At 59.5% G+C, this 26676-nt stretch carries 25 protein-coding genes and 1 pseudogene; 9 read left to right on the forward strand and 17 right to left on the reverse strand.

Annotated features, from left to right (window positions below):
• Positions 1-161: 161 nt before the first annotated feature.
• A complete protein-coding gene (locus tag ACSQ3Z_RS33290; RefSeq protein WP_436175399.1) occupies positions 162-1328 on the forward strand; it encodes an NAD(P)/FAD-dependent oxidoreductase in 1167 nt (388 codons plus the stop codon).
• A 165-nt stretch (positions 1329-1493) separates the two neighbouring features.
• On the opposite strand, the pseudogene ACSQ3Z_RS33295 reads toward ACSQ3Z_RS33290, so the two are convergent.
• Positions 1494-1798 (reverse strand): annotated as a pseudogene (locus ACSQ3Z_RS33295) (IS481 family transposase); the annotation flags it as partial.
• Positions 1799-2260: 462 nt separating this feature from the next.
• Between ACSQ3Z_RS33295 and ACSQ3Z_RS33300 the strand changes: the two are divergent.
• From ACSQ3Z_RS33300 to ACSQ3Z_RS33310, 3 genes are all read left to right on the forward strand, one after another.
• Positions 2261-3250 (forward strand): nodulation protein NodZ, encoded by a 990-nt coding sequence (locus tag ACSQ3Z_RS33300; RefSeq protein WP_436175400.1) that lies wholly within the window; start codon positions 2261-2263, stop codon positions 3248-3250.
• A 142-nt stretch (positions 3251-3392) separates the two neighbouring features.
• Positions 3393-4493, forward strand: coding sequence for a GDP-mannose 4,6-dehydratase (gene gmd / locus ACSQ3Z_RS33305; protein WP_027033167.1), 1101 nt, complete (start codon positions 3393-3395; stop codon positions 4491-4493).
• Positions 4494-4565: 72 nt separating this feature from the next.
• The gene (locus ACSQ3Z_RS33310) at positions 4566-5534 is read left to right on the forward strand and encodes a GDP-L-fucose synthase family protein (protein ID WP_027033168.1); all 969 of its coding nucleotides are present in this window, start codon (positions 4566-4568) and stop codon (positions 5532-5534) included.
• A gap of 1060 nt (positions 5535-6594) precedes the next feature.
• On the opposite strand, the gene ACSQ3Z_RS33315 is transcribed toward ACSQ3Z_RS33310, so the two are convergent.
• From ACSQ3Z_RS33315 to ACSQ3Z_RS33375, 13 genes are all read right to left on the reverse strand, one after another.
• Positions 6595-7506, reverse strand: coding sequence for an SIR2 family NAD-dependent protein deacylase (locus ACSQ3Z_RS33315; protein WP_006333887.1), 912 nt, complete (start codon positions 7504-7506; stop codon positions 6595-6597).
• A 41-nt stretch (positions 7507-7547) separates the two neighbouring features.
• A complete protein-coding gene (gene nifT / locus ACSQ3Z_RS33320; RefSeq protein WP_069091042.1) occupies positions 7548-7760 on the reverse strand; it encodes a putative nitrogen fixation protein NifT in 213 nt (70 codons plus the stop codon).
• Complete coding sequence (locus tag ACSQ3Z_RS33325) at positions 7757-8083, reverse strand: nitrogen fixation protein NifZ (RefSeq protein ID WP_436175401.1); 327 nt, start codon at positions 8081-8083, stop codon at positions 7757-7759. Before ACSQ3Z_RS33325 ends, nifT begins: the two co-directional genes overlap by 4 nt.
• Before the next feature lie 90 nt (positions 8084-8173).
• Entirely contained in the window at positions 8174-8368 is a 195-nt protein-coding gene (locus ACSQ3Z_RS33330) for a 4Fe-4S binding protein (protein ID WP_010913566.1), read from the reverse strand.
• Positions 8369-8400: 32 nt separating this feature from the next.
• On the reverse strand, positions 8401-9882 hold the full coding sequence (gene nifB, locus ACSQ3Z_RS33335) for a nitrogenase cofactor biosynthesis protein NifB (protein WP_436175402.1): 1482 nt from the start codon (positions 9880-9882) through the stop codon (positions 8401-8403).
• 250 nt (positions 9883-10132) lie between these two features.
• Positions 10133-11893 carry a nif-specific transcriptional activator NifA gene (gene nifA / locus ACSQ3Z_RS33340; protein WP_436175403.1) on the reverse strand — a complete coding sequence of 587 codons (1761 nt, stop codon included), beginning with the start codon at positions 11891-11893 and terminating at the stop codon, positions 10133-10135.
• Positions 11894-12052: 159 nt separating this feature from the next.
• The gene (locus tag ACSQ3Z_RS33345; protein ID WP_436175404.1) at positions 12053-12352 is read right to left on the reverse strand and encodes a ferredoxin family protein; all 300 of its coding nucleotides are present in this window, start codon (positions 12350-12352) and stop codon (positions 12053-12055) included.
• Positions 12353-12364: 12 nt separating this feature from the next.
• On the reverse strand, positions 12365-13672 hold the full coding sequence (locus tag ACSQ3Z_RS33350) for an FAD-dependent oxidoreductase (protein WP_069091045.1): 1308 nt from the start codon (positions 13670-13672) through the stop codon (positions 12365-12367).
• 11 nt (positions 13673-13683) lie between these two features.
• On the reverse strand, positions 13684-14790 hold the full coding sequence (locus tag ACSQ3Z_RS33355) for an electron transfer flavoprotein subunit alpha/FixB family protein (protein ID WP_069093273.1): 1107 nt from the start codon (positions 14788-14790) through the stop codon (positions 13684-13686).
• 20 nt (positions 14791-14810) lie between these two features.
• Entirely contained in the window at positions 14811-15662 is an 852-nt protein-coding gene (locus ACSQ3Z_RS33360; protein ID WP_010913571.1) for an electron transfer flavoprotein subunit beta/FixA family protein, read from the reverse strand.
• 186 nt (positions 15663-15848) lie between these two features.
• Positions 15849-16232 (reverse strand): nitrogenase stabilizing/protective protein NifW, encoded by a 384-nt coding sequence (gene nifW / locus ACSQ3Z_RS33365; protein WP_027056555.1) that lies wholly within the window; start codon positions 16230-16232, stop codon positions 15849-15851.
• Entirely contained in the window at positions 16213-17469 is a 1257-nt protein-coding gene (nifS, locus tag ACSQ3Z_RS33370) for a cysteine desulfurase NifS (protein ID WP_436175405.1), read from the reverse strand. Before nifS ends, nifW begins: the two co-directional genes overlap by 20 nt.
• Positions 17470-17990: 521 nt before the next feature.
• The gene (locus ACSQ3Z_RS33375; RefSeq protein ID WP_171903241.1) at positions 17991-18146 is read right to left on the reverse strand and encodes a hypothetical protein; all 156 of its coding nucleotides are present in this window, start codon (positions 18144-18146) and stop codon (positions 17991-17993) included.
• 34 nt (positions 18147-18180) lie between these two features.
• Here ACSQ3Z_RS33375 and ACSQ3Z_RS33380 point away from each other — a divergent pair, with 34 nt between their 5' ends.
• From ACSQ3Z_RS33380 to ACSQ3Z_RS33395, 4 genes are all read left to right on the forward strand, one after another.
• On the forward strand, positions 18181-20076 hold the full coding sequence (locus tag ACSQ3Z_RS33380) for an ABC transporter ATP-binding protein (protein WP_436175451.1): 1896 nt from the start codon (positions 18181-18183) through the stop codon (positions 20074-20076).
• Between the two features lie 618 nt (positions 20077-20694).
• Positions 20695-20898 carry a CCE_0567 family metalloprotein gene (locus ACSQ3Z_RS33385; protein WP_436175406.1) on the forward strand — a complete coding sequence of 68 codons (204 nt, stop codon included), beginning with the start codon at positions 20695-20697 and terminating at the stop codon, positions 20896-20898.
• Entirely contained in the window at positions 20895-21212 is a 318-nt protein-coding gene (fdxB, locus tag ACSQ3Z_RS33390; protein ID WP_006333844.1) for a ferredoxin III, nif-specific, read from the forward strand. The genes ACSQ3Z_RS33385 and fdxB overlap by 4 nt, the downstream gene beginning before the upstream one ends.
• Positions 21209-21856: a nitrogen fixation protein NifQ gene (locus tag ACSQ3Z_RS33395; protein ID WP_436175407.1), complete on the forward strand. Its 648-nt coding sequence runs from the start codon at positions 21209-21211 to the stop codon at positions 21854-21856. Before fdxB ends, ACSQ3Z_RS33395 begins: the two co-directional genes overlap by 4 nt.
• Here ACSQ3Z_RS33395 and rpoN read toward each other — a convergent pair.
• The 3 genes from rpoN to ACSQ3Z_RS33410 all read right to left on the reverse strand — a co-directional run bounded on the left by rpoN (position 21853) and on the right by ACSQ3Z_RS33410 (position 25263).
• Positions 21853-23307 carry an RNA polymerase factor sigma-54 gene (gene rpoN, locus ACSQ3Z_RS33400; protein ID WP_202330554.1) on the reverse strand — a complete coding sequence of 485 codons (1455 nt, stop codon included), beginning with the start codon at positions 23305-23307 and terminating at the stop codon, positions 21853-21855. The two genes, ACSQ3Z_RS33395 and rpoN, sit on opposite strands and share 4 nt — an antisense overlap.
• Before the next feature lie 73 nt (positions 23308-23380).
• On the reverse strand, positions 23381-23929 hold the full coding sequence (locus tag ACSQ3Z_RS33405) for a peroxiredoxin (protein WP_036241566.1): 549 nt from the start codon (positions 23927-23929) through the stop codon (positions 23381-23383).
• 1133 nt (positions 23930-25062) lie between these two features.
• Complete coding sequence (locus ACSQ3Z_RS33410) at positions 25063-25263, reverse strand: hypothetical protein (RefSeq protein WP_027033183.1); 201 nt, start codon at positions 25261-25263, stop codon at positions 25063-25065.
• 166 nt (positions 25264-25429) lie between these two features.
• Here ACSQ3Z_RS33410 and ACSQ3Z_RS33415 point away from each other — a divergent pair, with 166 nt between their 5' ends.
• The gene (locus ACSQ3Z_RS33415) at positions 25430-26647 is read left to right on the forward strand and encodes a cytochrome P450 (protein ID WP_027033184.1); all 1218 of its coding nucleotides are present in this window, start codon (positions 25430-25432) and stop codon (positions 26645-26647) included.
• Positions 26648-26676: the final 29 nt, after the last annotated feature.

The following is a 26676-nucleotide window of genomic DNA, read 5'->3' on the forward strand; positions in this document are numbered from 1 at the left end:
TGCGTGAGGCAGGACCGGCAGCTGCGTGAGCGCCGCTGGATCAAGCGCATCCGGCAACCCTTTTCAACTCGCTAGGCCCGCGCCCGCCGCGGCACGCGCTTCGACATCATGCTGACGGCTGTGTGATCGACACGGGCGGTTACCGGAAAGGCGACAAAAAAGTGCGTTACGACATCGTTATCATCGGAGGAGCCATCGTCGGCTCTTCGATCGGCTACTATCTGCGCGAGGAAGGGTTTTCCGGCTCGATCGCGCTGATCGAGCGCGATCCGCAGTTCGCGCACGCGGCAACGACGTTGTCCTGCGCCTCCATTCGCCAGCAATTCTCGATCCCGCAGAACATCCGCCTGTCGCAGTTCACCATGAAACTGTTCCGGCGGCTGAAGGAGACGTTCGGCACCGATGCCGATATCGGTTTCCGCGAAGGCGGCTTTCTCATTCTCGCTAGCGAGAACGGGCTGCCGATCCTGAATGCCAATCACGAAGCGCAGGTCGCCGAGGGGGCCGACATCCTGCTCGAGGACGCGGACCAGCTGACGCGCCGCTTCCCTTGGCTGTCGACCGAAGGTATATCTGGCGGCTCCTATGGCCGCAGCGGCGAAGGCTGGTTCGACGCGCATGCGATGCTGACGCTGTTCCGCAAGGCGCTGCGCGGCAAGAAGATCGATTTCATCGCCGCCTCTGTCACCGGCATTGCGCGCGACGGCAACCGCGTCACCGGCGTCTCGCTCGACAATGGTCAGACCCTGGAGGCCGGCATCGTCGTCAACGCCGCCGGGCCGAACGCCGGCAAGGTGGCTGCCATGGCGGGGCTGGTGTTGCCGGTCGAGCCGCGCAAGCGCAACGTCTTCGTCTTCGAGGCGCGCGAGAAATATGCCGACATGCCGCTGCTGGTCGATCCCTCGGGCATCTATGTCCGGCCGGAAGGCTCGGTCTATCTCACTGGCGGCGCCGAACCGGAAGAAGGCGACGGCCCGGCCGACCCCACCGATTTCGAGGTCGACTGGCCGCTGTTCGAAGAGGTGATTTGGCCGGTGCTGGCGACCCGCATTCCGGCCTTCGAGGCCATCAAGCCTACCCGCGCCTGGGCCGGGCACTACGATTACAACACGCTCGACCAGAACGCGGTGATCGGGCCGCACCCCAAGGTGAAAAATTTCCTCTTCGCCAACGGATTTTCCGGCCATGGCCTGCAGCAGGCGCCGGCGGTCGGCAAGGCGCTGGCGGAGCTTCTCGTGCATGGCGGCTACCGCACGGTCGATTGCTCCGCGTTTGGGTACAGCCGTGTCGCCGAAGGGCGGGCGTTTAGGGAATTGAATGTGATCTAGCAACAACGGCGCCGCGACGGTCTCCTTTGGTGCCGGCGGGACAGAGGGGCGCGAAGGTTCGCGACAGGCGGTGCCGCGGTACAAAGGCCTTGATGTTTAGCTTGCCCTGTTCGGTTGGGATCTCCGCAATATCAATGTGGAAGAAGCCGATGCTTGCGCTGCAGGACATCGGTGCAATGAAGAGCGCGTCAGATGCGGGATCGTCGGCTGCAAGGCCGTAGAGGCAATCGTCCAGCGGCAGCAGTGTGTTGCGGCGGAAGGCCACAACAACGGTCCTCTTCTACGGCAGACAGAACCTTCGATCTCGGCTCCCTGGGGCCGGTGGGCAGATCGGCGGTCGAACTCCGCTCCTCCACTTCGCGACCGTCTTGGGGTTGATGGCATAGCGCTTCGAAAGCGAGCTCAGGCTCGCTTACAGCTCGACGCATCGCCTCTTTCTTTGTGGCGCTCCCATGCAGAACCTGGCCCAGTCGAAGCTTCGTGGCCGCGGCCCGCGCTCATGGCCGGCTCACTTAGGTCGATGCTGCGTGCTGTCACCGTGAGGTTCCGCTGGGGTTAGCGGTGCGTCGAGCACAGCGAGCGGGTTCACAGCCAACGCTCTGGAACCCATGTCACTAGCCATCCATGGCGTGGATGCGTTTCATCGAAACAGACGATTTTACCGATGTTACGGCACGATGCATAGAAAGAATTCAAGAATGTAGCAGCCTTAAGGAAAGTGGTTGATGTTTGCGTTGGCTCCGAAGAGCATTTTCTGGTCTGCGCCGAAGACCAGCCCAGGCGCGCGTCCATCGCGGCCAGGCACTTGCGCGACAGACGCAAGCTACATCGCATTGGCACAGCACGACAATCTTCCCCGAATTGCGCAGGCGCTTGCCTCAAACGCAGCAGCAAAGCTGAGGCTTGTGGTGTTCTGGAGAGAGGCAATTTAGATGCTTGTTGATCGCTCAAGGAACGATCGGTTCGTTGTTTCTCGACGGCGCACGGGTCTCGGTGATTGCCTGTGGTCTCTCGCGTCGGCTTGGGACTACGCACATCGGACGGGACGAGCTTTAGCAATAGATTGGCGCGGCTCTTGTTACCTTGACAACCCGTTTGCGAATGCCTTTCCAGCTTTCTTCAAGCCAATTGAGGATATCGGTGGTGTACGGGTCATTTGCGATGACCAGATCAACCACGTCTCATTCCCTGGTCCCTTCTTCCCGTCGTGGTGGAACAAGCCATCCATCGACTGCGTGTACCGTCCGGATGAACAGATTTTCCAAGAACGTGACGAGCTTAACGATCTTTTCCAGGCCCAAGATGATTGTGAAGCCAACACGGTAGTGTGTGATGCTTGCTTGATGTGGCGCTGCGATGAAAAGGCCGAGCGAACCATATTTAGGAGCATCGCACCGAGGGTCGAAATTGAGGATCGCATTGAAGCGCTCTACCAGGAACATTTTGACGGGCACAGCATAATTGGAGTCCATGTCCGCCACGGCAACGGCGAAGATATTATGGATCACGCACCTTACTGGGCTGATCCGAAGGTTGCCTTAGAGCAGGTATGCACTGCCATTCGTATGGCCAAGGCGCAACCGCATTCAAGACCTGTAAGGGTGTTCTTGTGTACAGACAGCGCCAAGGTTGTTGATCACCTGTCGGGCGTATTTCCCGAACTTTTCACCGTCCCAAAACGCTTCCAGGCGGATCAGGCCGGCCCCTTACACAGTGCAGCACTGGGCACCGACGGGGGGGTTTCCGCGCTCGTTGAGATGTATCTCCTCGGTCGATGCGACACTGTTATTCGCTTTCCTCCGACTAGCGCCTTCACCCGCTATGCCCGCCTCTTCGTGCCACGAATTGTCGAATTCGATTTGAATGACCCGCGTCGTTTGATCTTGATCGACAACTCTTTCGAACGTTCCCCGGCTCCATGAAAGGCTGGCATCCCGCTCGAACTCTCCCTTGCCTTCGCGCAGAGGCCCCCGTTCGCCCTGCCCAATACGCCCCTTTCTCGCCACGCAATCCCGCCGCAGGCGAGCGTTTTCATGGGCGCGTCAAAATCAAAAGGATTCAAGCTTGTCAAAGAGAAAAGTAGCTTTAATCACCGGGGTCACGGGGCAAGACGGTTCCTACCTCGCAGAATTGCTTTTAGAAAAGGGCTATTCTGTGCATGGGATAAAGAGACGATCGTCTCTTTTTAATACGGGCCGTATAGACCATCTCTATCATGACCCTCATGAAAGTGGCGTTGATCTTACACTTCACCACGGGGACTTGACAGACTCGTCGAGCCTTACGCGCGTCATCCAACTGGTTCAGCCGGACGAAATTTACAATTTGGCAGCTCAGAGCCACGTTGCAGTCTCCTTTGAAGAACCAGAATACACCGCGAACTCCGATGCCTTGGGTGCGCTGCGTATCCTCGAGGCAATTCGGATCCTGGGGCTCGTCAAGCATACGCGCTACTACCAAGCCTCGACGTCTGAGCTCTACGGGCTGGTGCGGGAAACGCCACAGACCGAGACGACACCGTTCTACCCCCGGTCCCCCTACGCTGTTGCCAAATTGTATGCTCACTGGATCACCGTAAATTATCGAGAATCTTACAATTTGTATGCATGTAACGGCATTTTATTTAATCATGAGTCACCTGCGCGCGGAGAAACATTTGTAACTCGCAAAATCACACGCGCCTTGACTCGGATTAAGCTTGGAATGCAGCGCACTCTATTCCTAGGCAACCTTAATGCGCGTCGCGATTGGGGGCACGCTCGAGACTACGTCCAGATGCAGTGGTTGATGCTGCAGCAGGAGCAACCTGAAGACTTTGTGATCGCTAGCGGTGAGCAACATTCGGTGCGCGAATTCGTCACCGTCGCGGCCGCTGAACTCGGCATCGATGTTCGTTGGGTGGGGGAAGGGGTCGACGAAGAGGGGTACGATGCAAAGACGGGAGCTCTGATCGTAAAAGTAGATCCCCGTTATTTTCGTCCTGCAGAAGTCGAGACACTTCTCGGCGATGCCCGCAAGGCGAAAGAAAAACTTGGGTGGGAGCCCAAAATCTCCTTCATCGAATTGGTTAGGGAGATGGTTCGGGAAGATTTGCGCATGGCAGAGCGTGAGGCAGTGCTGATGAAGCAGGGTTATTATTCACACAGTCCACGAGAGTTATGCTGACAACGGCGGCGCCATGCTCGGTTGTTGTCAGTGCTATGGTGGCCTTCTTAAGGAGCGCCCAGAGCGTTAACGATGGAAAACAAAAAGATGAAGAAAGTCTATGTGGCAGGCCATCGCGGCCTTGTTGGATCCGCCACAATGAGAGCCCTCGAGGCGTTAGGATCCTATGAGATAATAACACGTACTCACGACGAACTGGATCTATTTGACCGGAGCGAGACGCGCAGGTTCTTCATGTCGCAGCGGCCAGATTACGTCGTTATGTGCGCCGCAAAGGTTGGTGGTATACTGGCGAACGCTAGCTCCCCTGTCGATTTCCTTCATAACAACCTCGCGATTCAAGTCAGTGTTTTTGATGCCGCTTACGCTTCCGGCGTCGAACGGATGATTTTTCTTGGCTCCTCGTGTATCTATCCACGCGACTGTCCGCAGCCGATACGGGAGGAATACCTTCTCACCGGTCCGCTTGAAGCGACGAATCGTCCCTACGCTTTGGCAAAAATCGCAGGTGTCGAATCGTGCTGGTCTTTCAACCGGCAGTACAAGGCGCGCTATCTCGCGTTGATGCCGACCAATTTATATGGTCCCGGCGATAATTATCACCCCGAAAATTGTCACGTTCTGCCTGCTCTGATACGCCGCTTTCATCAAGCTAAAATGAACGGCGACTCCTCTGTGGGGGTCTGGGGATCCGGAAATCCTCGGCGAGAGTTTATGTATTCGTCGGATGTAGGCGATGCCATTGCGTTCCTGCTTGGCCTGCCAGATTCGGATTTTGACGCCTTGACAGCCCCCGACACTGCGCCCCTGATTAATGTTGGCGTTGGTGAGGACGTGACAATTCGCGAGGTGGCGGAACTCGTCAAGGCGGCGGTCTGCTGGGAGGGCAATTTGGTGTTCGACACGACGAAGCCAGACGGTACTCCGCGCAAGCTACTGGACGTAACGCGCTTGCGTAACCTTGGCTGGAAAGCCAAAACGTCTCTTGGTGCCGGGTTGCAAGCGACGTATGAGGATTTTCTTCGCCTTCATGCGGCTTGATGTGAAGCGCGCATCCAGGTTGGACTGCATGTCCGACCGGGTGCAAGCTCATGAGAGGGACGCATACATCCCGAGGCGGCCGCAATAGTGGCCTGTGCTGACGTTGCAGACCGGACCTCTCTGCGACCGGCGATGCAGAGGATCACCCAGAAGCTTGCCCAAGCCAGATGGGAAGGGGAAGGCCGCATAACCGGCCGCACCTGGAACGGCTGTGCGTGAGCGCCGTCAACTCAAGCCGCCAGTTAGAACTGCTCGACCTCGCGGAGCCGCTGCTTACGAAGCTGGCATCGACAGGAAAGCCAACCAGGCCCGCATCATGCCTCGAGGCAGGCCTTATCCAAGGCGGTGCATGCGGAAATGGCGGGCGTCGACGTATGCTTTTCAACTCGCGCTTAGCCGCAGGCGGGATCGTGTCCCCCTGCGTGGGGGAGCTGGCGGCATTGGTCGCCGTGCTCTCCGGCATGGGCCGGGCTGATCGGATTGGTTCAGTCTGCGTTGTTAGCGCCGAACTCACTCGCCTCAGGTCATGGCGCCACAAGCGCGGATTCGCGGCGCCGTGGTGCGGGCGTTTACAACTCATGCAGCAGCGGGTCTCGTTGATGGCGAAGCGGGCTGCCCTGAACCAATCGCTCGCGTCTGCGGCGCGCCAAGCTGTCGCGCAACGCGATCATCCTGACGCTCTGGGATGGCAGTGGCAGGTGACCGCCTATATGGCAGTGGCAGGTGACCGCCTATGCGGTGAGCACGCTTGGCCTTAGCTCGATTGGCATCGACCCCAACCGGCCCTGGTCATCGCGCCGTGCCACAGCTTTTACCGCCAAGTGAAGCCGATCAGCTGCGACCGCTCGCCGCGACAACCCTGGCGCCAGACTATGCTCTGCTCGGCTGGTTCAAGCCCGTCGCCGCTGTGTTCATCCGCAGCATCGAATGCCATATCCGCTGCAGCCTCGAATGAAATAACCGTCGTAGCTTTTCAGAGCGCCTCTCGGAGTTGTTGAAAAACCCGGAAGTCAATTGCCCGTTTTACCTTTTCGGCAATGGTGAGGCGTCTGAGAATGGCTCAAACGATACCCCGTTTGGCTTCATGCAATGTCTCGCCCAGTCCGACGAGACGGGCTGCGGCCTGACCCGTCGGCATGTCAATGACCGTGATTGCGCTTGCCGCAAGGAAACGACGCTCGTTCTTGGTCAGCGTCGCTGTATCGATTGCCGCAAAATGTGGGCCATTGGAGCGCTTCATGATCTGCCGGGCATAGGTGCGCAGCATCTGATCGTTGAAGCGGCAGCCGATGAAGAAAAGACCACGGCTAGCTCGCCGTTCCTTCACCAGGTCAGGGATCGGCGTCTGGATGTCGATTTCGCTCAGCACTTCAACGTAGTCGGAATCTGCGACGAGGAAGTTTGCGGCCGGCCTGGCACCGCCGTGAGGGGCGTAGAGAACCGTCTTCGCCGCTGGTGCGGATTCGAGTAATATCCCGGACAAATCGTAGGCTTTCGTCCAAATGTCACCGATCTCGTGCGCCCGTGTTACGCCCTGTATTTCGACGACGTCCGTTCGGCGGGTCTGTATTAGAGCCGCGCGCATGGCACCGTCGTACCAGCTGTCGACGATCACGGAGAGCGGCAGCGTTGCAAGCCAGGCATGCAAGATCGTCGGCACCACCGGGGCCGCGAATATTTCGGCCATCCAAACTTGAAGCGTCCGGCGGTGCCGGCGCTGTTCGATATACTGCGCTACCGACCACATGTTGGTGCGAATCTTCGAAGGGGCTGGCGTGCGCTTGTTGAGCGCTGCGGCAACGGCTTCGGGGGTATGCGGTACGGGCGGTCCCGCGGAGCGGATCTCAAGCAGACCCGGGCCGAGATAGGGAATGACCTGATCGGCCGCGAGCGCTTTCTTCAAAAGGTCAAGCTGCCTTTCGGCAAAACTGTCCCGAATGACGACGAGATGGCCCGAGGTCATTGTGTTCATGCTCGTATCCCTTTGCCGCTCTCTTTGTGTAAACCCGAAGGTCAGTCCTCGTCGGAAATCTTCCTTGCCTCGACGGTAATCGGCAAAGGCGTGTCCCACGGAAGGTCGGGCAGAACTAACCGCCAGCCGTTCTTCAGCGTCACAGCCCCGCCCCATAAGTGTTCGTTGTCGACCTTGATGATCGGCTCTTCGAGATCCTTTTTGGGAATATATGCCGACAAGCCAGCACCGGTCCTGCGGATCATTACCCTCATCGGGCCGTTCCTTTGTTAAAGCCAGCACCGATTTCGGCATTGGAAGGAGTCCGGGCCGTCTCAAGGCTCATGAGTTCACGCGCACGCATGCCGACGACGGTGCCGCGATCGACCCATTCGACCGCATAGATGTAGAACTGCTGGAGAAAGGTGCCGATGTCGCGCACATAGCCCTCGTCGCCTTTGCGCACCAGATTTTCACCGATCTCCTTGCCCGGATAGGTGCCGTCATTTTTTATGTGGCGTGTGGCGCGGACCCGCTCACCCGGCATGAATCGCGGGGGTGTACGGATTTCGATGTCCTGTTCGCGTCCGAGGCTCATGGCCGTTCCTTTCTCTCGGCTGCAGCTTTGCAACAGGAGGTCAATGGTGCTGCGGAGGCGCCTCGACCGTGTCGGTAGCCGAAATGGAGGTCAGGCAGGGACGCAAGTCTTCGACACCGGACATACCGAGGCGCATTGCTGCGTTTCGAAGGTCCCCTCGCATTCGGTGCACTTTTTCGGATCGATCACGTAGGTCTCGCCCTTGAACTTAATCGCCCCCGAAGGGCATTCAAACTCACAGGCACCGCACTGGGTGCATTGGGAAGCGATGATCTTAAAGGCCATTTTCAACTCCGGTTCAGTTAGAATGAGGCGGCTCAGGCCGTCGCAGCCAGTGGCTCACTCCCAAACTCGGCGGCGTAAAGCGCGCCGATCGCGGTCTCGATGTAGTCATAACCGTAAGCCTCCGTTGCTCGGATCCCACCTTCCTTGAGACGATCCTCGGGGCAATTTCCAATTCTCGCGCACAGCACGATGTCTACGCCTTCGAGCGTAGAGATGACGCCGTCGAGGCTCTTGTCCTCGGCCCGGCCGCCGAGGCAATACTGTTCGACCTTGCGATGACCGACGAAACTGATCCCTTTCGGCGAGGCCTCATAAACCTGGAATTCCTTCGCATGGCCGAAATGCTCGTTGATGCGGCCGCCACCCTTGGTCGCCACCGCTACCAGAAGCGATTTGCCGGAGCCTGCGGTCTTGACCATCCCGAGCGCCGCGCTCTTGGCCGCCAGGCGATCGCCCCGCTCGCGCGCGACCACTGCCCGATATGTCTCGCGCTTGCTGGCGTCGTACGTGACCTTGTCGGGAAGCCGGTCGAGCGTGAATTCCTGGCCACGATCCTCGCCGAGCAGGCCGACAGCATCGGCCCGGCACTGCCGGCAGTGGCGCATCAACTTGGCGCCGCCTTCGAGACGATCCTGAAGGGCCTTCAGCTCCATTGCCTTGGGGCCGCGCTGCCCACTCAGGCCGTAATGCGTACCGTGCGCCGGGTCGGAAATCAGGGGCATGACATTGTGCAGGAACGCGCCGCGCTCCTTGACCCATTTATTCACCTCGATCAGGTGCTCATCGTTTACGCCGGGGATCATTACCGAATTGATCTTGGTGAGGATGCCGCGCGCCGTCAGCATCTCCAGCCCCGACATCTGTCGTTCGTGCAGGATCGTGGCTGCCTCAACGCCGGTATAACGGCGGTTGTCATAGAAGATCCACGGATAGATCTTGGCACCGATCCGCGGGTCGACCATGTTGATGGTGATCGTCACGTGATCGACATTCATTTCGGCAAGCTCGGCGACGCGGTCTGGCAGCGCGAGCCCGTTGGTTGAGATGCACAGCTTGATGTCGGCGATTTCCTTGGCGACCCGTTGGAATGTCGCCTTTGTGTTCTTCCAGTCGTAACAGGCATCGCCCGGTCCGGCGATGCCAAGCACGGAAAGCTGCGGCACTTCGTTGGCAACCCCGATCACCTTGCGCAGCGCCTGGTCGGGCGTCAGCCTTTCCGAAACGACCCCAGGCCGGCTTTCGTTGGCGCAGTCATATTTGCGATTGCAGTAGTTGCATTGAATATTGCAGGCTGGGGCGACAGCCACATGCATGCGCGCGAAATAGTGGTGCGCTTCCTCTGAAAAGCAGGGATGATCCTTGATCTTCTCCCAGACGGCCGAGTCCATCTCGTGCGGCTTCGCGGAGGAGCCGCAGGATGAAGATGCGCAGCCACCGGATTTCGCTCTCGCCGGCGACTGATCGAAGACTGTCGTGCCGGAAAGGCCCTGTAGCGAAATCATCGGTGCGGACATCGAGCGGCTCCGTGCGTGGTGTGAACATCGCACTTCAGAGCGCAAGAGATATGCCAACCCCAAAAGCGGTCTTATCCGTCATGTTGGCTTTTACGTCGGCCTTTTGTGTCCAATTGTGTCCGTTTCCTGCGACACGGTTTTGTCAGGTCGCCGACAACGGTCAAAAGCAACGCGAAAGGTACCGTCTTGTCTCAGTTACGCCCGGTGAGGGCAGCAACCGCGCCCCCACGTTTGATGTCATCAGGGACGTTTAGAACTTCTTCACTCCGATACGATGCCGGCGCAAAGCATAGCCGACCTGCCGCGGCGTGAGACCGAGAACACGAGCCGCCTTGGCCTGAACCCAGCCGGCTTTCTCCATCGCATCAATCAGCCGGTCGCGTTCCGTCAGACGCTGGTTCATTGCTGGGCAAGCTGGATGGTTGGGGTCGCAGGTCTCGCCGGGCGATGCCTCATTCTGGGAGGGGCCGACTCGCATGGCAGGCAGCGGCGATCCAACCGGCATCATATTGCCACGTGCGAACTCGTCGACGGCATAGGCGCCGTGCGAACGGCCGACTCCTTTCCACAGAAGCGAAGACAGGCACTGGCTGTTCTTGCAGGCGAAATCCGACGCAGTTATTGTCGTTGAACGCGCAAGTGTGGCCGTCCGTCTCACACAATTCTCCAACTCACGCACGTTGCCAGGGAAATAGCATTGCGACATCAGGTCAAGCGCCGACGGCGCGAAGCCAAGATCGCGATGGTTCTCCTTGTTGAATCGGTCGAGGAGAGCGTTCGCAAGGCGTGGAATATCGCCCGGTCGTTCTCTGAGGGGAGGCAGGACTATTGGCACCACATTGATGCGGTAATAAAGGTCGGCCCTGAACTCTCCATTCCGGACAGCCGTCTCGAGGTCCTTGTTGGTGGCGCATATGAGCCGCACGTCAACTCTTAGGGTCCTGGTGCCGCCCACCCGCTCCAGTTCTCCTTCCTGCAAGACGCGCAACAGCTTGGCTTGAAAGGCAGGCGAAATCTCGCCGATTTCATCAAGCAGCAGGGTTCCGCCATTTGCCAATTCGAACCGGCCAGCGCGCTGCAGGATAGCCCCGGTGAAGGCGCCCTTCTCGTGGCCAAAGAGCTCCGATTCCAAAACGCTTTCGGGCAGTGCGGCGCAGTTCAATTTGACGAAGGATTTCTCCCTCCGATGTGAAAGCTTATGGATGGCCTGTGCAAAGAACTCCTTGCCGGTACCGCTTTCGCCTCGAAGAAGCACGGTGGAATTGGTCCTGGCCACGACCGAGACGATCTCCAGCACTTGCTTGAGCGCGGGACTTTCTCCGATGATTCCGTCGATCTTGACATGCGGATGTCGGGCCGAATGGGTCCTGTCCTCGTCGAGCGGCTGCTCTGGTCTCGGTTGCTTCTCGATAAGTCGCTGACCAGCCGTGCTCAAAGTGCGATGCAGGCGGATGGTCCGGCCGACCAGATTGGCGACCATGGCCAGGAAACGTAAGTCCTCCTCGTAGCGGAACCTGGTGGTACCGTTCCTGACGCGGTCGATCGACAGCGTCCCGAAGATCTTTTCCTCAGCCTTTAGCGGGACACCGATAAACGCAGTTGCCACCGTGCCGCTGCTCGATTGAGGATCAGCCTGAAATAGCTCGGACGTGCTTGTGTCTTGTATGACGATCGGCACTCCAGTAGCGACGATTTTGTCTATTACAGCCTGGGGTATGACGCGGCCGGCGGCTGATTGAGGCACAGTGCCGCCGGTGGCTGCGCTAATCTGCGGCTCTCCTTCAGCGTCCAGGACGACGATTGCGCCATGACGCATTTGCACAAACGAGGAGAGGATATTCGCGACATTGGCAAGCGTAATCTCCAGCCGGGTCGGGGCAGTCAGAATCTTCGATATCTCGTAGATTCCCCTGAGCAAGCTGTCCGCATTGCGCGCCGCTTCGACCGCAGGTTCAGGCGGGGTGTTCCGAGATACAATTTCACCGACCTGCTCTGGAAGCATGTGAGCCATGCAAACACCTCAAGGGTTGTCCAAGGTGGCTCCTCCCAACCCCTTTTTTGTACTTCGAGTTCCGGAAACATAGTATTTTCAGCTTTTCGGGCAATTGTGAACAATATTGGCGGTCTTGACCGCAATTGCGAGCCTCTCGTTTCTCACTCTTTGCGGCAGTTATCCAAACTTGAAGAGAACGCCAAAGCCGCCGCGCGGGTAATTCCATACGATCTCACCGCTGGCCTCGCACAGCACGCGACAGGTGCCGCATTCCATGCAGCCGTCGGAAGTCGTCTCCACCTGTCCCTTGTCGTTCAACTCATAGCACTTAGCCGGGCAGATGTGTGTCAGCGCGAGCAGGTTCGCGCTCGGCCTCTCGTGCGGTCGCACTTTGATATGCGGGCGGCCCGGATCGACCAGATAGCGGTTATGATAAAGCTTCTCCTCGACACGTAACTTCGTCACGGCCATCGTCATCCTGTTTCTCCTTCAGCGCCACGCGAGTGCCAGGCGGACCACATCGCTGATCAGCCCCCAGCGCGAACGCGCCTTGATGACGGCAGCAGTGGTCGCCTTTTCCTTCTCGATTTTTGGGGTTCCGTCGACCCGCATGAAGTTCTGCGCGGCCTGCGACATCAACTGCGGGTAAGTCATGAAGAAATTGCGGGAATTGGTGTGTATCAGGGCCGGCATGTCCTTATATTTCATCAGGTCTTTGACTACGAAGGACTTATCCAGCAGGGTCTTGTAGAGGGCGAGGTTCCTCCTGATCATCGGCTGGTTGCGGCCCTTGATCTCAATGATTGCCTCGCCCGCGATGCGGCCGGAAGTCATGGCGAGGTTCGAACCCTCGCGGTGGATAGCGTTGTTCAGTTGGGCGGCATCACCGACCGCCACCCAACCGTCGCCGAAGAGCTGCGGAATTGCCTTGTAGCCACCTTCGGGAATGAGATGCGCGGAATACTCCTTGACTTCCGAGCCCGCGATCAGCGGCCGGATCGAAGGATGGTTTTTGAAGGCGTCGAGGAGGACGTAAGGGCTCTCCATTGTCTGGGCGAAATCGGAGACGAGGCAGCCGATGCCGAGAGAGATCGACTCCTTGTTGGTGTAGAGGAAGGCCAGTCCGGCCATGCTGCGGGAAATCGTGCCCGCCGCTTCGATCACGCAGCCTTCGTCGCCCTGAAGGCCGAACCGCTGCTCAATGACCTCATCGGGTAGGAAATGCATTTCCTTGACAGCGAGCGCCACGCTTTCTGGCTTCGGCATCTTGCGCAGGCCGGCCCGTGTACCGAGCAGTCCGTTGACACCTTCTGCGAGCACGACGACGTCCGCGTAGATCGGCCCGCCAGCCCGGTCGGTGCGCACGCCGATCACCTTGCCGCTGGCATTGCGGACAAGTTCGGTCACCGTCGTCTCGCACAGCACCGTCGCGCCGGCCTGGCGCACCTTGCGCGAAAACCACTTGTCGAATTGGGCGCGGATGATCGTGTAGCGATTGGGCTTCGCCTCGTTGAAATCGTCCGATCGATACTGCATCCCGGTGTGGGAGGTGTCGTCCATCACCCAGAATCGCTGCTCGACCAGATGCCGCTCGAGAGGCGCATCATCCCGGAAATCCGGAATGATTTGCTCCAACATGTCGGCGTACATGATGGCGCCCTGGACATTCTTGGAGCCCGGATATTCGCCGCGCTCCAACTGCAGCACCGTCAGGCCCTGGCTTGCCATGGTGTAGGCGGCCGCGTTTCCGGACATACCGGCCCCGACGACGATGGCGTCGAATTCTTCCTCGATCATGGCCCTCTCCCTTAGCTCGCAAGCTTGTCGTGGCTGTGCGGCGACAGCCGCCGGGTGAAAGCTTCCGTCAATGCCGGTAGGAAACGGATTGCATCGGTGACGATGCCGAGGTGGGCAAAGTCGAAGATCGGGGCGTTCGGGTCGGTGTTGATGGCTACGATCAAATCAGCCCCCTCCACGCCAACCCGATGCTGAATGGCGCCGGAAATCCCGGCCGCTATGTAAAGCTTTGGCCGGATGGTCTTGCCCGTTTGGCCAACCTGCCGATCGGCCGGCATCCAGCCCTTCTGGACCAGCGGGCGCGAACAGCCATATTCGGCGCCGATTGCCCGCGCTAGATTCTTCACAAGCTGCAAATTCTCCGCTGAGCCGAGACCGAGGCCTCCGGCAACCACGATGTCGGCGTAGGCGAGATTTGCCTTTGCCGATTGGCGATCGAGGTTGAAGCCAAGGACTTTGGTGATGATCTCTTCCTCGGTCATTGACAGCTTGTGCCGGATGACACGCCCGACCGGCTTGTCCGTCCGCGGTGGCATGGCCATAACCCTCGGTCGTACCGTGGCCATCTGCGGCCGGTAGTTGAGCGTATAGATCGTGCATAGCAAGGAACCGCCGAAAGTCGGACGGGTCGCGGCGAGCGAACCGTCGACATCTACATCGAGTTCGGTACAGTCGGCAGTGAGCCCTGTCAGCAAGGTCGTCGCTACTGAGCCAGCGAGATCCCTGCCGAGCGTGGTCGCACCGAGAAGCAGGATCTCCGGCTTGTGGGTATTGACCAGATCCGTCATCGCCTTAGTGAAAGGCTCGTTGCGATAGTCGGCAAGCAACGGTGCCTCGACGAGGTAGACAAGGTCGGCGCCGTAAGCGAAGGCCTCGGCAACGGCATGCTGCGTCGCGTCACCCGGCGGTCCAAGCACGATCCCCGCAAGCTGGATGCCTAGCTTGTCGGCGAGCTTGCGGCCTTCGCCAAGCAGTTCGAAGGACACGGGATGGACCTCGCTGCGTTCCAGTTCGATGAAAACCCAGACGTGCCGATAGTCCCTAAAGTGCTCAGGCAATTCCCTCTTGATGCCGGCACGGCCGGCGGAAGGAGGGGCTTCGCGGTTAGCGTTCGACATCATCTCTCCTTGCCGTCCCGTCACTGGCCGCCGTCGAAGGCGAGTTCGTGTTCCAGCGCTGGCTGGCGGGTAAAGATTGAGGCGATCAGTTCGTCAGCGAGGTCGTGCTGCGTCTTGTCGGTCATGTCGATCTGCGTCGCCTTTTCCGCCCGCGTGGTAGGGGCGAAAACGCGCTTGACGACCGTCGGCGAGCCGCGCAGGCCGCATTTGTTGAGGTCCTCAATGCCAGCTTCGGCCGCGCTCCATTTCACGATCTGGCTGCGCGCGGCGCGCATGGCGTCCTCGAGCGAGCCTCTGCGGATTTCGTTGGTGCCTTCCAGCATTGTGATGAGGCAAGGCAGCCTGCTTTTCAGCATCTGCGTACCGCCTTCCGAACGGCGCTTGACGGTGATCTCGCGAGCATCGACATCGATAGAGTCGATCTTCGCCACATAGGTGAACTGCAGGAGGCCGAGGCGCTTGGCGATGCCGGGCCCGACCTGGGCGGTATCGCCGTCAATCGTCTGCTTGCCGGCGAAGACGATGTCCGGCGCGCCGAAGGTCTCGCCAATTCTCACGATTGCCCGAGAAAGCGCGAAGGAGGTCGCCAGCGTGTCGGAGCCGGCAAAACAGCGGTCGGTCAAGAGTACCGCGCGGTCGGCGCCATAGGTGAGCGCCTTGCGCAGCGCATCTTCTGCCATCGGCGGACCCATCGTAAGCACGGTGACCTCGCCGCCATGGGCGTCGCGCAATCTCAGTGCCTCTTCGAGGGCGAACAGGTCGTAAGGGTTGATGATGGTCGGCACGCCCTGGCGCATGATCGTGTTCGTCACCGGGTGGACACGTATCTGCGCGGAGTCCGGCACCTGCTTGATACAGATTACAATGTGCATTGCGTCTTTCTCGGCTCCAATCCGCAAGCGGCCCTGGCGTTCATCTCCTTCGCAGCATCATTCGTGCCAACCGCTTTGCGTTGCTCTGTTTCCTTTTGACATGGGGTTGTTTTCTTCCGAACGGTACCGTCGTGATGACCGAGTTTGTCGGCTTTTCGACATTGTCGCGTCGCACTCGTGTCGCGTTCATTCTGTCCCGAACCGCCTCAGGATCGACTCGAACGGGACAAAGGTGTGGTCCCGAGTGGCCGGTTTGTCGGGATCGTGCTCTTTGAGCACCTTGAAGACCCGGTGGGTGAGTGGCGAGGATGTCGCGAAATCCTCATAGGCGCGTTCCAACGTCGCACGCGCCCGCGCGGCGATCACCCCGTCGGGAAGACCGGCGAAATCCTCTTCAGCGAGATATTGGCCCATGCGCTTCAGGATATGCAGCCGTGAGACATTGAGCACCTTCGGATCATAAGAGATGCCAAGGACTGCGAAGAACTCCTCCGCAGCCGACAGGCTCTTCAGCCGGGCGAGGATGTCGGTGACATCGATGGCGCGGCTTTCAGCGAAACAACTGCGCATTGCATTCTCCTGGGCCGGAAACGGTTGTCGGGTTTGCCTTGTCGCCCAGGCCTGGAGTTGATTGAAGTTCTCTCGCCTGGCTGGCAGATGGGGAAAGCTCACGCAGCTTCTTCACGATCCCGGGCACGACCTCGAGCACCCGGTCGACGTCCTCCTCGCCGTTGTTGCGCGAAAAGGAGAAACGGATTGCGCCGTGTGCCGCGTTATTGGGGATATTCATCGCCACCAAGACGTGGCTCGGCTCCAGCGAGCCGCAGGCGCAAGCAGAGCCGGAGGAGCAGGCAATGCCCTCGCGATTGAGGAAATGCAGTATGCCCTCACCTTCGATATCTCCAAAGGCGATGTTTGCGGTATTCGGCAACCGCTTTAGCAAATCGCCGGCGACGAAGGCGTCTGGGATGCTTTGGAGAAGTTCCTTCTCCAGGCGGTCGCGCAACGCCTTTACCCGTGTGTTCGCGTCGTCCATGAAGTTCAAGGCAAGATCGGCTGCCACGCCGAGGCCGACGATGCCTGGCGTATTCTCCGTGCCGGCGCGGCGGTTGCCCTCCTGGCCTCCCCCCTTGATCAGCGGACAGAAGCGCACGCCGCGCTTTATATAAAGTGCGCCGATCCCTTTCGGTCCGTGTAATTTGTGACCGGAGAGAGACAGCATATCGATTGCCGTCGATTTCAGGTCGATCGCAAGCTTGCCGACCGCTTGCACCGCGTCGGTATGGAAAAGGGCGCCGACTTCTTTGGCCAACTCAGCAAGCTCGACCACCGGGAAGATCGTTCCGGTCTCGTTGTTCGCCGACATGATCGAGACGATCGCCACGCGCGGGGTGAGGGCGGCCTTATAAGTGTCGACGTCGAGCCGGCCGTGGCGATCCACCGGGATCCTATGCACCTTGATGGCGCGCGTCTTCTCCAGGTGGGCGCAAAGCGTCAGCACGGCCGAATGCTCGACTGCGGAAGTCACGATCTCTGTGCGCTCAGGCATCACCTCGAGCGCAGAAAGGATCGCCGCGTTGTCGCTTTCCGTCCCGCCCGAGGTGAAGGTGATCTCGTCGTCGAACTCCGCGCCGATGAGCGTTTGCACCTGCAGGCGCGTCCTTCTCACCGCCGCCCCGGCGGAAGCGCCAAAATCGTGGCTCGACGAAGGGTTGCCGAAATGGTCGGTAAAAAACGGCAGCATCGCTTGAACGACTTCCGGATCGACCCGTGTCGTTGCGTTGTTGTCCAGATAAACAGGTCTCATGGATGTGATCCTTCTCCTGAGCGCAATCACACAAGGCGCACGCCCGGTCTGTCATGATGATGATGGTTAGCCGAAGGAGTTGCCGCCGCCACATTCGGCCTGCGCGCTTCTTGGCGCCGGCGCGGCAACCCGCCTCGACCTTGGTGCGCCAGCGTTGCGCCGGCTCGGCCCCCGGCAAGCGCGGTCTTTAGGTCACGGCGTTTTCGGTGCGCTTGATCATGGACTGTCTCTCCTTCAGGCCGGACGCGTTCGCGAACAGCTACGCATGGACCGTGCCAAAGAAGGGAATCATTTCAAAACAACATGATGGCTCTAACACTGCTATGTCGCATTTCCGACATCGGCGGGAATTGTTCAACGCGGAACGCCGTTGAATCGGGCGTAGATTCCGCTTCGCGTGAGGAGCAATCCTGTCGGGCCGTTCGCCAAGGATGCCCGCGCGACCGAGGCGTCCTGTCGGGTTTGTCGAGTGCGCGACACGCCACTGTTACGCCCCCGTTGCCCTGCTGAGATCTCGTTTGTCATTGTAGAATATGCAGAAAATTCTTCTGAGCTTCTTTCTGAGCCTTTGGCGCGGCTTTTGCGGTTCTCTCCTCGTAGGGCAGCGCGTGCCCGCGGCCGATATTCATCTCGCGGGTGACATCGCGATCGATGGAACGAAGGAAAGAAACCAACATGTCAGCTCCAGATCAGCCACCCGCATTCCGAGCGATGTTTTCGTCCTCACGCAGACCTTCCATTTCGGGTTTCTTGAGACCGAGCGGCCTGCTGCGCTCTTACAAAGCCACGCGGCGTTTTCACATCGATCTACGCGGCGCCGCCTTTCGCGACGTTTTCGCCTTCACCATGCGCCACTGGAGCAGGCAACCGGTCCGGCTCGCGATCATCATGCTCGCGGTGCTTGTCGCAACGCTCCTTGACGTTCTGACGCCGCTCTATTCCGGACGGCTCGTAAACGCGGTCGCCCAAGGAGCGGCAGCCGACGCCGTCGTGTGGGATGCGGCTCTTGCGGCCTTTTCAATGCTGATTGCGCTCGCACTCGGCGCCGTCGTCATGCGCAACATCGCCTTCATTGCCGTCAATGACTTCATTCTAAAGATTATGTCGGACATCGCCAGCGACGCGTTCCATCGCGTCCAGCGCTTTTCGACCGATTGGCATGCGAAAACCTTCGCCGGCTCTACGGTGCGCAAGATCACGCGCGGCATGTGGGCGTTCTGCCTCCTTAACGACACGATCCTTCTTGCCTTGTTCCCGTCGCTCATCATGCTCGTGGGGTCGAGCGTTCTGCTCGGCTGGTATTGGCCGATGATGGGGCTGATCATCGCTTGCGGCTCGGTTGGCTATGTGGCGCTGATCATTGTCCTGTCGCTCGGCTATGTGGCGCCAGCCGCAAACCTCGCCAACAACTGGGACACGAGGCTTGGCGGCTCGCTTGCGGACGCGATCAGCTGTAACGCGGTGGTCAAAGGCTTCGGCGCCGAGGTGCGGGAAGATCATCGCTTCGCGAAAGTCATCTCCAAGTGGCGGCACCGCACCCTCCGGACCTGGGTGCGCGGGACGGTCAGTGCTGCATTCCAGGGGATCATGCTTCTTGCGATGAGAGCGGCTTTGATCGGCTATGCCTTATTTTTGTGGTCGCGCGGCCAGACTACCCCAGGTGACATCGCCTTGGTGCTCGGGTCTCTCACCGTCCTATATGGCTACTTGCGTGATGTTTCCATACACGTGCGCAACATCCAGCGCTCTGTAAATGAGATGGAGGAACTGGTCCAAACCTACAGCCAGCCGCCCGACGTGGCCGATGTTCCGGGCGCCAAGCCGATCCGGATCACGAAGGGTCACATCGATTTTGAGAGCGTCCACTTCCACTACGGCAATCATTGGTCGCCCTTCTACAGCGACTTGTCGATTTCGATTGAGGCCGGCGCGCGGGTCGGTCTGGTCGGCCCCTCTGGCTCCGGCAAGACCACCTTCGTCAAGCTCATCCAGCGGCTTTACGACCTGGATGCTGGACGAATCTTGATCGATGGGCAGGACATTTCGCGGGTGACGCAGGGTTCGCTGCGCTCGCAGATCGCGATCGTACAGCAGGAGCCCCTCCTGTTCCACCGCTCGCTGGCCGAGAACATAGCCTATGGGCGGCCGGGTGCTTCTCGGTCCGACATTGAGCAGGCGGCGCGGCTCGCCAGCGCGCATGACTTCATTGCACGCCTGCCGAACGGCTACGGTACGCTGGTCGGCGAACGCGGCGTGAAGCTCTCAGGCGGCGAGCGCCAGCGTGTGGCGATAGCGCGCGCCTTCCTCGCCGATGCCCCGATCCTGATTCTGGACGAGGCGACATCAAGCCTCGACTCGGAATCGGAGGTGCTAATCCAGAAGGCGATGGAGCGGCTCATGGTCGGGCGCACCACGCTCGTCATTGCGCACCGGCTCTCGACGGTGCGCGAACTCGACCGGCTGCTTGTCTTCGACCGTGGTTGCATCACCGAGCAGGGCGACCATGCCGCGCTGATCCGTCGCGACGGCATCTACCGCCGCCTGTTCGAGCGGCAGGCCTTGGAGCTGACAAAGGGGTGGGATGAGACCAATGTGCAACACGGTTGAACGCGGCGTGAATTCAGCTTGCCTCCCCAGCAATCCTGTCGGGCCGTTCCTGAACGAGCGGCCCCAACCTGTCGTCGGGCTTGTCCAATCCACGACACGCCTGGTGCCGGCCTGTCTTCCTGCCGCGCTCTTGAGCAAACCAATGAATGGGATGAAGACAACTTTGTATGAGCTGCGTCCTGCGTTCCCGGCACGGCGCTTGAGGCTTCCTCCTGAGGCGGCAGCCGCCGCGCGAATATTTAGATCCTGGTTGATGCGATCAATGGAGCGAAGGAAAGCAACGCGCCGGATCCACGCGAGATCCGCCTTCTCTGGCATAGGGGCGTCGCCAAATCGACACCCTCACAATATGCGCTCACCGCCCGCGTCGACGTCGGGAACAAGATCTTGATTGTCGTCTGCGCTCAACCGCTCTTATGCCGAACTCGAAGGATACGGACCTGCGTCTCGCCGCGCGGGATTGCATAAGCTGGCTGCAGCGTCCATCGGCATCACCGGTTCGGCTTCGAGACGTTCCGGAAACCCGCCGAGGCCGGCGCGCCGGCGATGCGCTCGTGGCCTTCGAAGCGCGTCCCGACATGGCGCGGGCGTAACGACCGGCTTGCGAGGAAGGGGATCATGCCAGACCTTGCGCTGTTGCAGAAGAAGGTCCGCAAGCTGCAGTCGCGCGCGGGAGCCGCCAAGATGGAATTGCACGACCTTGCCGAGGACCTTCCGGTCTACTGGACCGAGATCAAGGCGGTCGCCTGGAAAGCCTTCGAGGTTTTTGCCGAGTTGGATGCGGCAAAGGAAGAACTCGCAGCGTTGGAGAATTCACAATGACGGGCGCTTTCGTCACCCGCGACGGCTCTCCCTGGACGCCGCACTATCTGACGGCGATCGATGGCGCGACCTGCATCGGCTGCGGCCGCTGCTTCAAGGTCTGCTCGCGCGAGGTCATGCACCTTCATGGCGTCGATGACGCAGGCGAAATCCTCGGCATCTGCGCGGGCGAGGACGACGACTTCGACGGCGAGCTCAACCGCATGGTCATGATCGTCGACCATGCCGGCCGCTGCATCGGCTGCGGCGCTTGCGGCCGCGTCTGCCCGAAGAACTGCCAGACCCACCTTGCGGCCGACAAGCTTGCTGCATGAGCTGGGGACAAGACCAGCAGAACGGCGCCACATTCGCCCATCACCGTGGCTGTTTCAGCACCAGCCAATGGCCGCCGACAGACCAGGCGGCGGCGTTCGATCGGCATGTGCTTGCCTGTGTTTTCTACCTCGCGTTCGAGGAGGTAGAGGCCGGCAAGGCGACCCCGACCGAAGCAACCGGCCTTTCGCGTGCCGACCTGCGAGATGTCATGACACGCTATTTCCCGGCTGTTCCCGTCAACGCCTTCGCGCTGGAAAAGCTGACCGATCCCGAGCCGGATATGGAGGAAGGGCTTCTGCGCGGCTTGCTTATTGGACATGCCAGGCAAGGCGATCCGGCGAGCACCCTCTTCGCCAAGATCATCGCCAGGCGCAGTTTGCGCAATGACCATCTGTGGCAGGACCTTGGCCTTTTCAATCGGGCCGAACTCAGCCGCTTAATGGCCAGGCATTTCCCGGCGCTGGCGGCCGGCAACACCAAAAACATGAAATGGAAGAAGTATTTCTATCGTAAGCTCTGCGAGGCTGAAGGCTTTTCGCTATGCACCGCGCCCAGTTGTCAGGAATGCGGCGATTTCGAAAGCTGTTTTGGCCCGGAGGAAGGCGAAAGCCACTTGGCACGGATCAAGAACGGGCTCGCTTAAGAGCCGCTTTCGTCGCCGCCGCCGTCCGGGCTTGATTGGCATCGAAGACGCACGCGCTTTTCCCGGCGACGTCGCGCGGAGGACGGGATGTTCAGCGCCTCACGATATTTCGCAACGGTGCGGCGAGCAATGTCGATCCCGGTTTCCTTGAGCCGGGTGGCGATGTCGTCGTCGGAAAGCACTTCGTTGGGCGATTCCACGGCAACCATCGCCTTGATTTGATGGCGGACAGCTTCGGCGGAGTACGCGTCGCCGCCTTCGGAGGAGCCGATCGCGACAGTGAAAAAATACTTCAGTTCGAACACGCCGCGCGGGGTCAGCATGTACTTGTTCGACGTTACCCGGCTTACCGTCGACTGGTGCACGTTGATCGCATCCGCGACAGTCCTGAGATTGAGAGGCCGCAGGTGGGCGACCCCATGTTCAAAAAAGGCGTCCTGCTGGCGGATGATTTCAGCCGCTACCTTGAGGATCGTCTTGGCGCGCTGATCAAGGCTGCGGATTAGCCAGTTCGCGTTTTGGAGGCATTCGTTGAGAAACGACTGATCTTTCGAATTTTGAGCGCTTAGGCGGGAGACCTGGGCAAAATAGTTTTGGTTCATCAGCAGCCTGGGCAGCGTGTCTGGATTGAGTTCGATTTGCCACCCACCTCCGGGAGAGGGCTGGACCAAGACGTCGGGAATGATCGATTCAGGCCCTCCGGATTGGAATCGGTTTCCGGGCTTGGGATCGAGCGCGCGGATTTCGTGCAACATGTCGAGAAGGTCGTCTTCATCGACACCGCAATGGCGCTTCAATGTTTGAAAATCGCGTCGCGCCAGCGCTTCAAGATTGGCGACCAGCGCTGCCATTGCCGGGTCGAACCTGTCTAGCTGCCGCAATTGTATCTCAAGGCATTCGCTGAGAGTTCGCGCAAAAATACCCGGTGGATCGAACTGCTGCAAGGTTCCGAGAACCCGTTCCACAACAGCCTCCCGGACATTCAGGCTGCGGGCCAGTTCCGAAAGGTTCACCGGAAGGTATCCGGTGTCTTCCAGATGACCGGCAAGCTCGCCAGCTATTCGCCGCTCCAGCGGCGCGAATGCGCTGAGAGCGATCTGACGAGCGACATGGTCGTGCAATGTTTCGATGGACGTCCAGGAATCTTCGAACGCATGGTTTCCCCCCGGTTGGACATTGTTTTTGCCGCGGATTGATTTCCACTGCGAGGCCCGATCCGATATCCCGCCCGTGGTCGGCCCGATGCGCGGGTTCCCGGCCGAAATCGATGGAATGTCCTTCGGCGCCCGGTTTGAGGCCCGTTCCAGAAAGGGGTTCTTCTCGATTTCCTGCTCGACGAACTGATGCAGTTCGGGATGCGCCAGTTGCAACAGGCGAATGGATTCCATCATTTGCGGCGTCAAAACCAACGATTGCTTCTGACGCTGAAGCAGGCTTGCTGAGGACTCCATGGCTAGCGTGAAACTCCTACCGAGCGACCTTCGCCTTGTGCAAGGGGATTTTCGAGACGTTGACTCGTCTAGATCATGCAGCCGTCACGGCTTTGGCGGCTCTCAGCGTTTCAAGGACGTTCTGCGGCGACGATACGCCATAGGGGTCGGCCTCGCAGTTGTCGCAGAAACCGTCCTCCTCGAACCACTGCTCCACCACGCCATTGTTGATCACGGCAGCGTAGCGCCAGGAGCGCATGCCGAAGCCGAGATTGTCCTTGGCAACCAGCATGCCCATCTTGCGGGTGAACTCGCCCGAGCCGTCTGGGATGAGCTGGACTTTCTTCAGCCCCAGGGCCTTGCCCCACGCATTCATGACGAACGCATCGTTGACGGAAACGCAGTAGATTGCGTCAATTCCCTCCTTCTCGAACTCGTCGTAGAGCATTTCGAAATCGGGCAACTGGAAGGTCGAGCAGGTCGGGGTGAAGGCACCGGGCAGCGAGAACAGGATGATGCGCTTGCCGCTGAAACAGTCGTCGGATGTCTTGTCTTCCCAGCGGTGCGGGTTTGGTCCCTCGATGGAATCATCGCGAACACGCGTGCGAAAGGTGACGAAAGGAACCTTTTTTTTTACGGTCATCAGTGTGCTCCTGGAGGAAAACTGGTGCGCTGCTTTTTCGGTTGAAACTGACACGGCATCGACCTCGGCCGGCAATTCGGCCGAGCGCCGCGCGTTTTGTGTCGGCCTTGGATCAGCCATGGGAAAACCGCTCGCAAGCACGGGCGTCTGAAGAAACGAGGTCTCGATTTGCGGCGGCAACGAGAACGGTAGGCGCTTGTACGGGGCGTCGCGATATCAGCAATGGTCTTACTCCTGGCCACCTTGTGATGGGTTCTGCCGGGTACAACGCAAGCGCCATGCCATTTGATTTTCAGGCTGGGGTTCACACTGTTTTTTGCAGCGACACTCTTTGCCTTGAGCGGCCAGGACCGTGCCTTCGCCGAGAGCGAGCGCGCCCATAATCATCTGATCGTGAGCTCTGGGCAGAGGGGATCCCCGTTTATGCGTATCAAGCCGCGCCCCTCTTTGTCCGAAGCTGGACAAAAATGTCGGAAGTCGGACCGGAGGGTCGCCGGGTCGCCGGCGCGGCGAACAGGTGGCTCGTATTCGGCGCGAAATCTGGGCTCAAACTCGGAACGAGGGACAGGAGTCGATCGGGGTTAACCTGACGAGGGTCTTTATGGCCTCCGTTCTCAGGATTGAGACGGCTGACAGGCCCACGCGCTTCGCCCTATCGACGCTCGCGAGACCGCTTCGAAATCGACAACGGGTACAAAAAAGCCAGCACGTCCATTAGCAAGCTGGCCATGTGATCTTTCTGAACCGCGCTTGCGTGAGGCGGGCACGGTCCCGAGGTGACGGAAAAAGCCGCCTTGTGCTCTCGGAGCATTTTGAAGCTGCCGCGACTTTGCTGTCGGGTTTGTCATGTCCGGGACACGGCTTTGCTCCGCCAGGCTTGCGGCTGCGCATTCGTTCAAGCTGTTGAATGATATGTAGAAAATATCCTGCAGGACTCTTTCCGCGCCGTTGGCACGACTTTTGAAGCTCTCATGTGAGACGGCAGGAGATACCGACTGGCGTCCATTCGTGAGTGATATCGCGCTCAATGCAATGAAGGAAGACGACATGTCAGGTCAGCGTCAGTTCAGATTCTATCCGAAACGGGCATTGCCCGCGGAATGCAATATCGACCGGCGTGACTGGCGTCACCGTCACAACCGCCCGGCACCGGCCAATGGCCACCGATCGACCTGCAGATACGGTTCGACCAGAATGTGCTTGCTCCTGTCCTCTCGCCGGCGCTTGAGGAGACCGGCGAGCACTTCGGCGGCCAACCGGTCTTTCGCGTGCCGCGCTGCGGATATCCTCGAAGAGATGATCGACCCCGAACCGCTGTGGAGCAAGAGCTTCATTCCGGTTCGCCGTTCGAAGCTGGAAAACGCCGGGTCTCCGACGATTTCGCTCGTCGGCTCTTTGGCGGGCAGGCAGCGGTCTGGCCAAGAGGGCAACAAGCTTGCTGGATGGCCAAGATGCCATGGTGCGCGGCCTGGTTAGTGGTTAGACGGCAGGAGAAATGCAATGGCGATCAACCCGGTTCCAGATCATGTCCCGCCCGAAATGGTGAGAGACTTCAGCCTGTTCACATCGCCAGGCATGCCACCAACGCCCAACGGGGATCCACACGCAGCCGTCGCTTGCGCCCATGACGGGCCTCCGATCTTCTATTCCCCCTACAACACGCAAGATGGCCGGGGCACCTGGGTCATCACCCGCGCCGCAGACCAGCGTAAGGTGCTGCAGGACACTGAAACTTTTTCCAGCCATCGCAGCATCTTCTCCTCCATACTGGGCGAAACCTGGCCGACGATCCCGCTTGAGCTCGATCCACCGGCCCATGGCGCATTTCGCTCACTGCTCAGTCCGCTGCTTTCGCCCAAGCGGGTGACGGCACTGGAACCGGCTGTCCGCGAGCGAGCGATAGCCCTGATCGACCGGATCACCGCATCGGCCACGAGCTGCGACGTCATGAAGGATTTTGCCTTTCCGTTCACTGTCAGCATCTTCCTTCGCTTTCTGGGGTTGCCGGATCAGGGACTCGATACATTTGTCGGCTGGGCGAAAGATCTGCTCCACGGCGACGATGTGGAACGACCTGTGGCTGCCCGCAAGATTGTGGCTTTCATCGATGAACTTGCAACCAATCGCCGCAAGGATCCGGTCGACGATCTGATGACCTTCATCGTGCAGGCACAGATCGAAGGCCGCCGGCTAACCGACGGGGAGATCCGTGGCATCGGCGTGCTTGTGTTCGTCGCGGGACTTGACACTGTCGCAGCAGCTATTGGCTTTGACCTGGCTTATCTAGCGCGCAACCTCAAGGATCAGGAACTGCTGCGCAGCGAACCGGACCGCATCCTGCTCGCAACCGAAGAGTTGCTGCGGGCCTATCCGCCCATTCAGTTGATCCGCGTGGCTACGAAAGATATCGACTTCGAAGGCGCGCCGATCCGAAAGGGAGACTATGTTTCGTGCGCCACGATGATTGCTAATCGCGACCCGGAGGAATTCGAATCCCCCAACACGGTCGATCTGGCGCGAGAGCACAACCGCCACGCCGCCTTTGGCTATGGTCCCCACCGTTGCCTTGGCTCACACCTTGCCCGGCGCGAGATTGTCATTGGCCTGGAGGAGTGGCTGGCGCGCATACCGACCTTCCGGATCAAGGAGGGTACAGCGCCCATCACCTGTGGCGGCCATGTGTTCGGGATCGAAAATCTGATCCTGGACTGGTCATGACCATCGCCGAGCCATGCCAAGACAATGGA

The sequence above is a fragment of the Mesorhizobium sp. LjNodule214 genome (assembly GCF_964252735.1).
Taxonomy (GTDB): Bacteria; Pseudomonadota; Alphaproteobacteria; order Rhizobiales; family Rhizobiaceae; genus Mesorhizobium.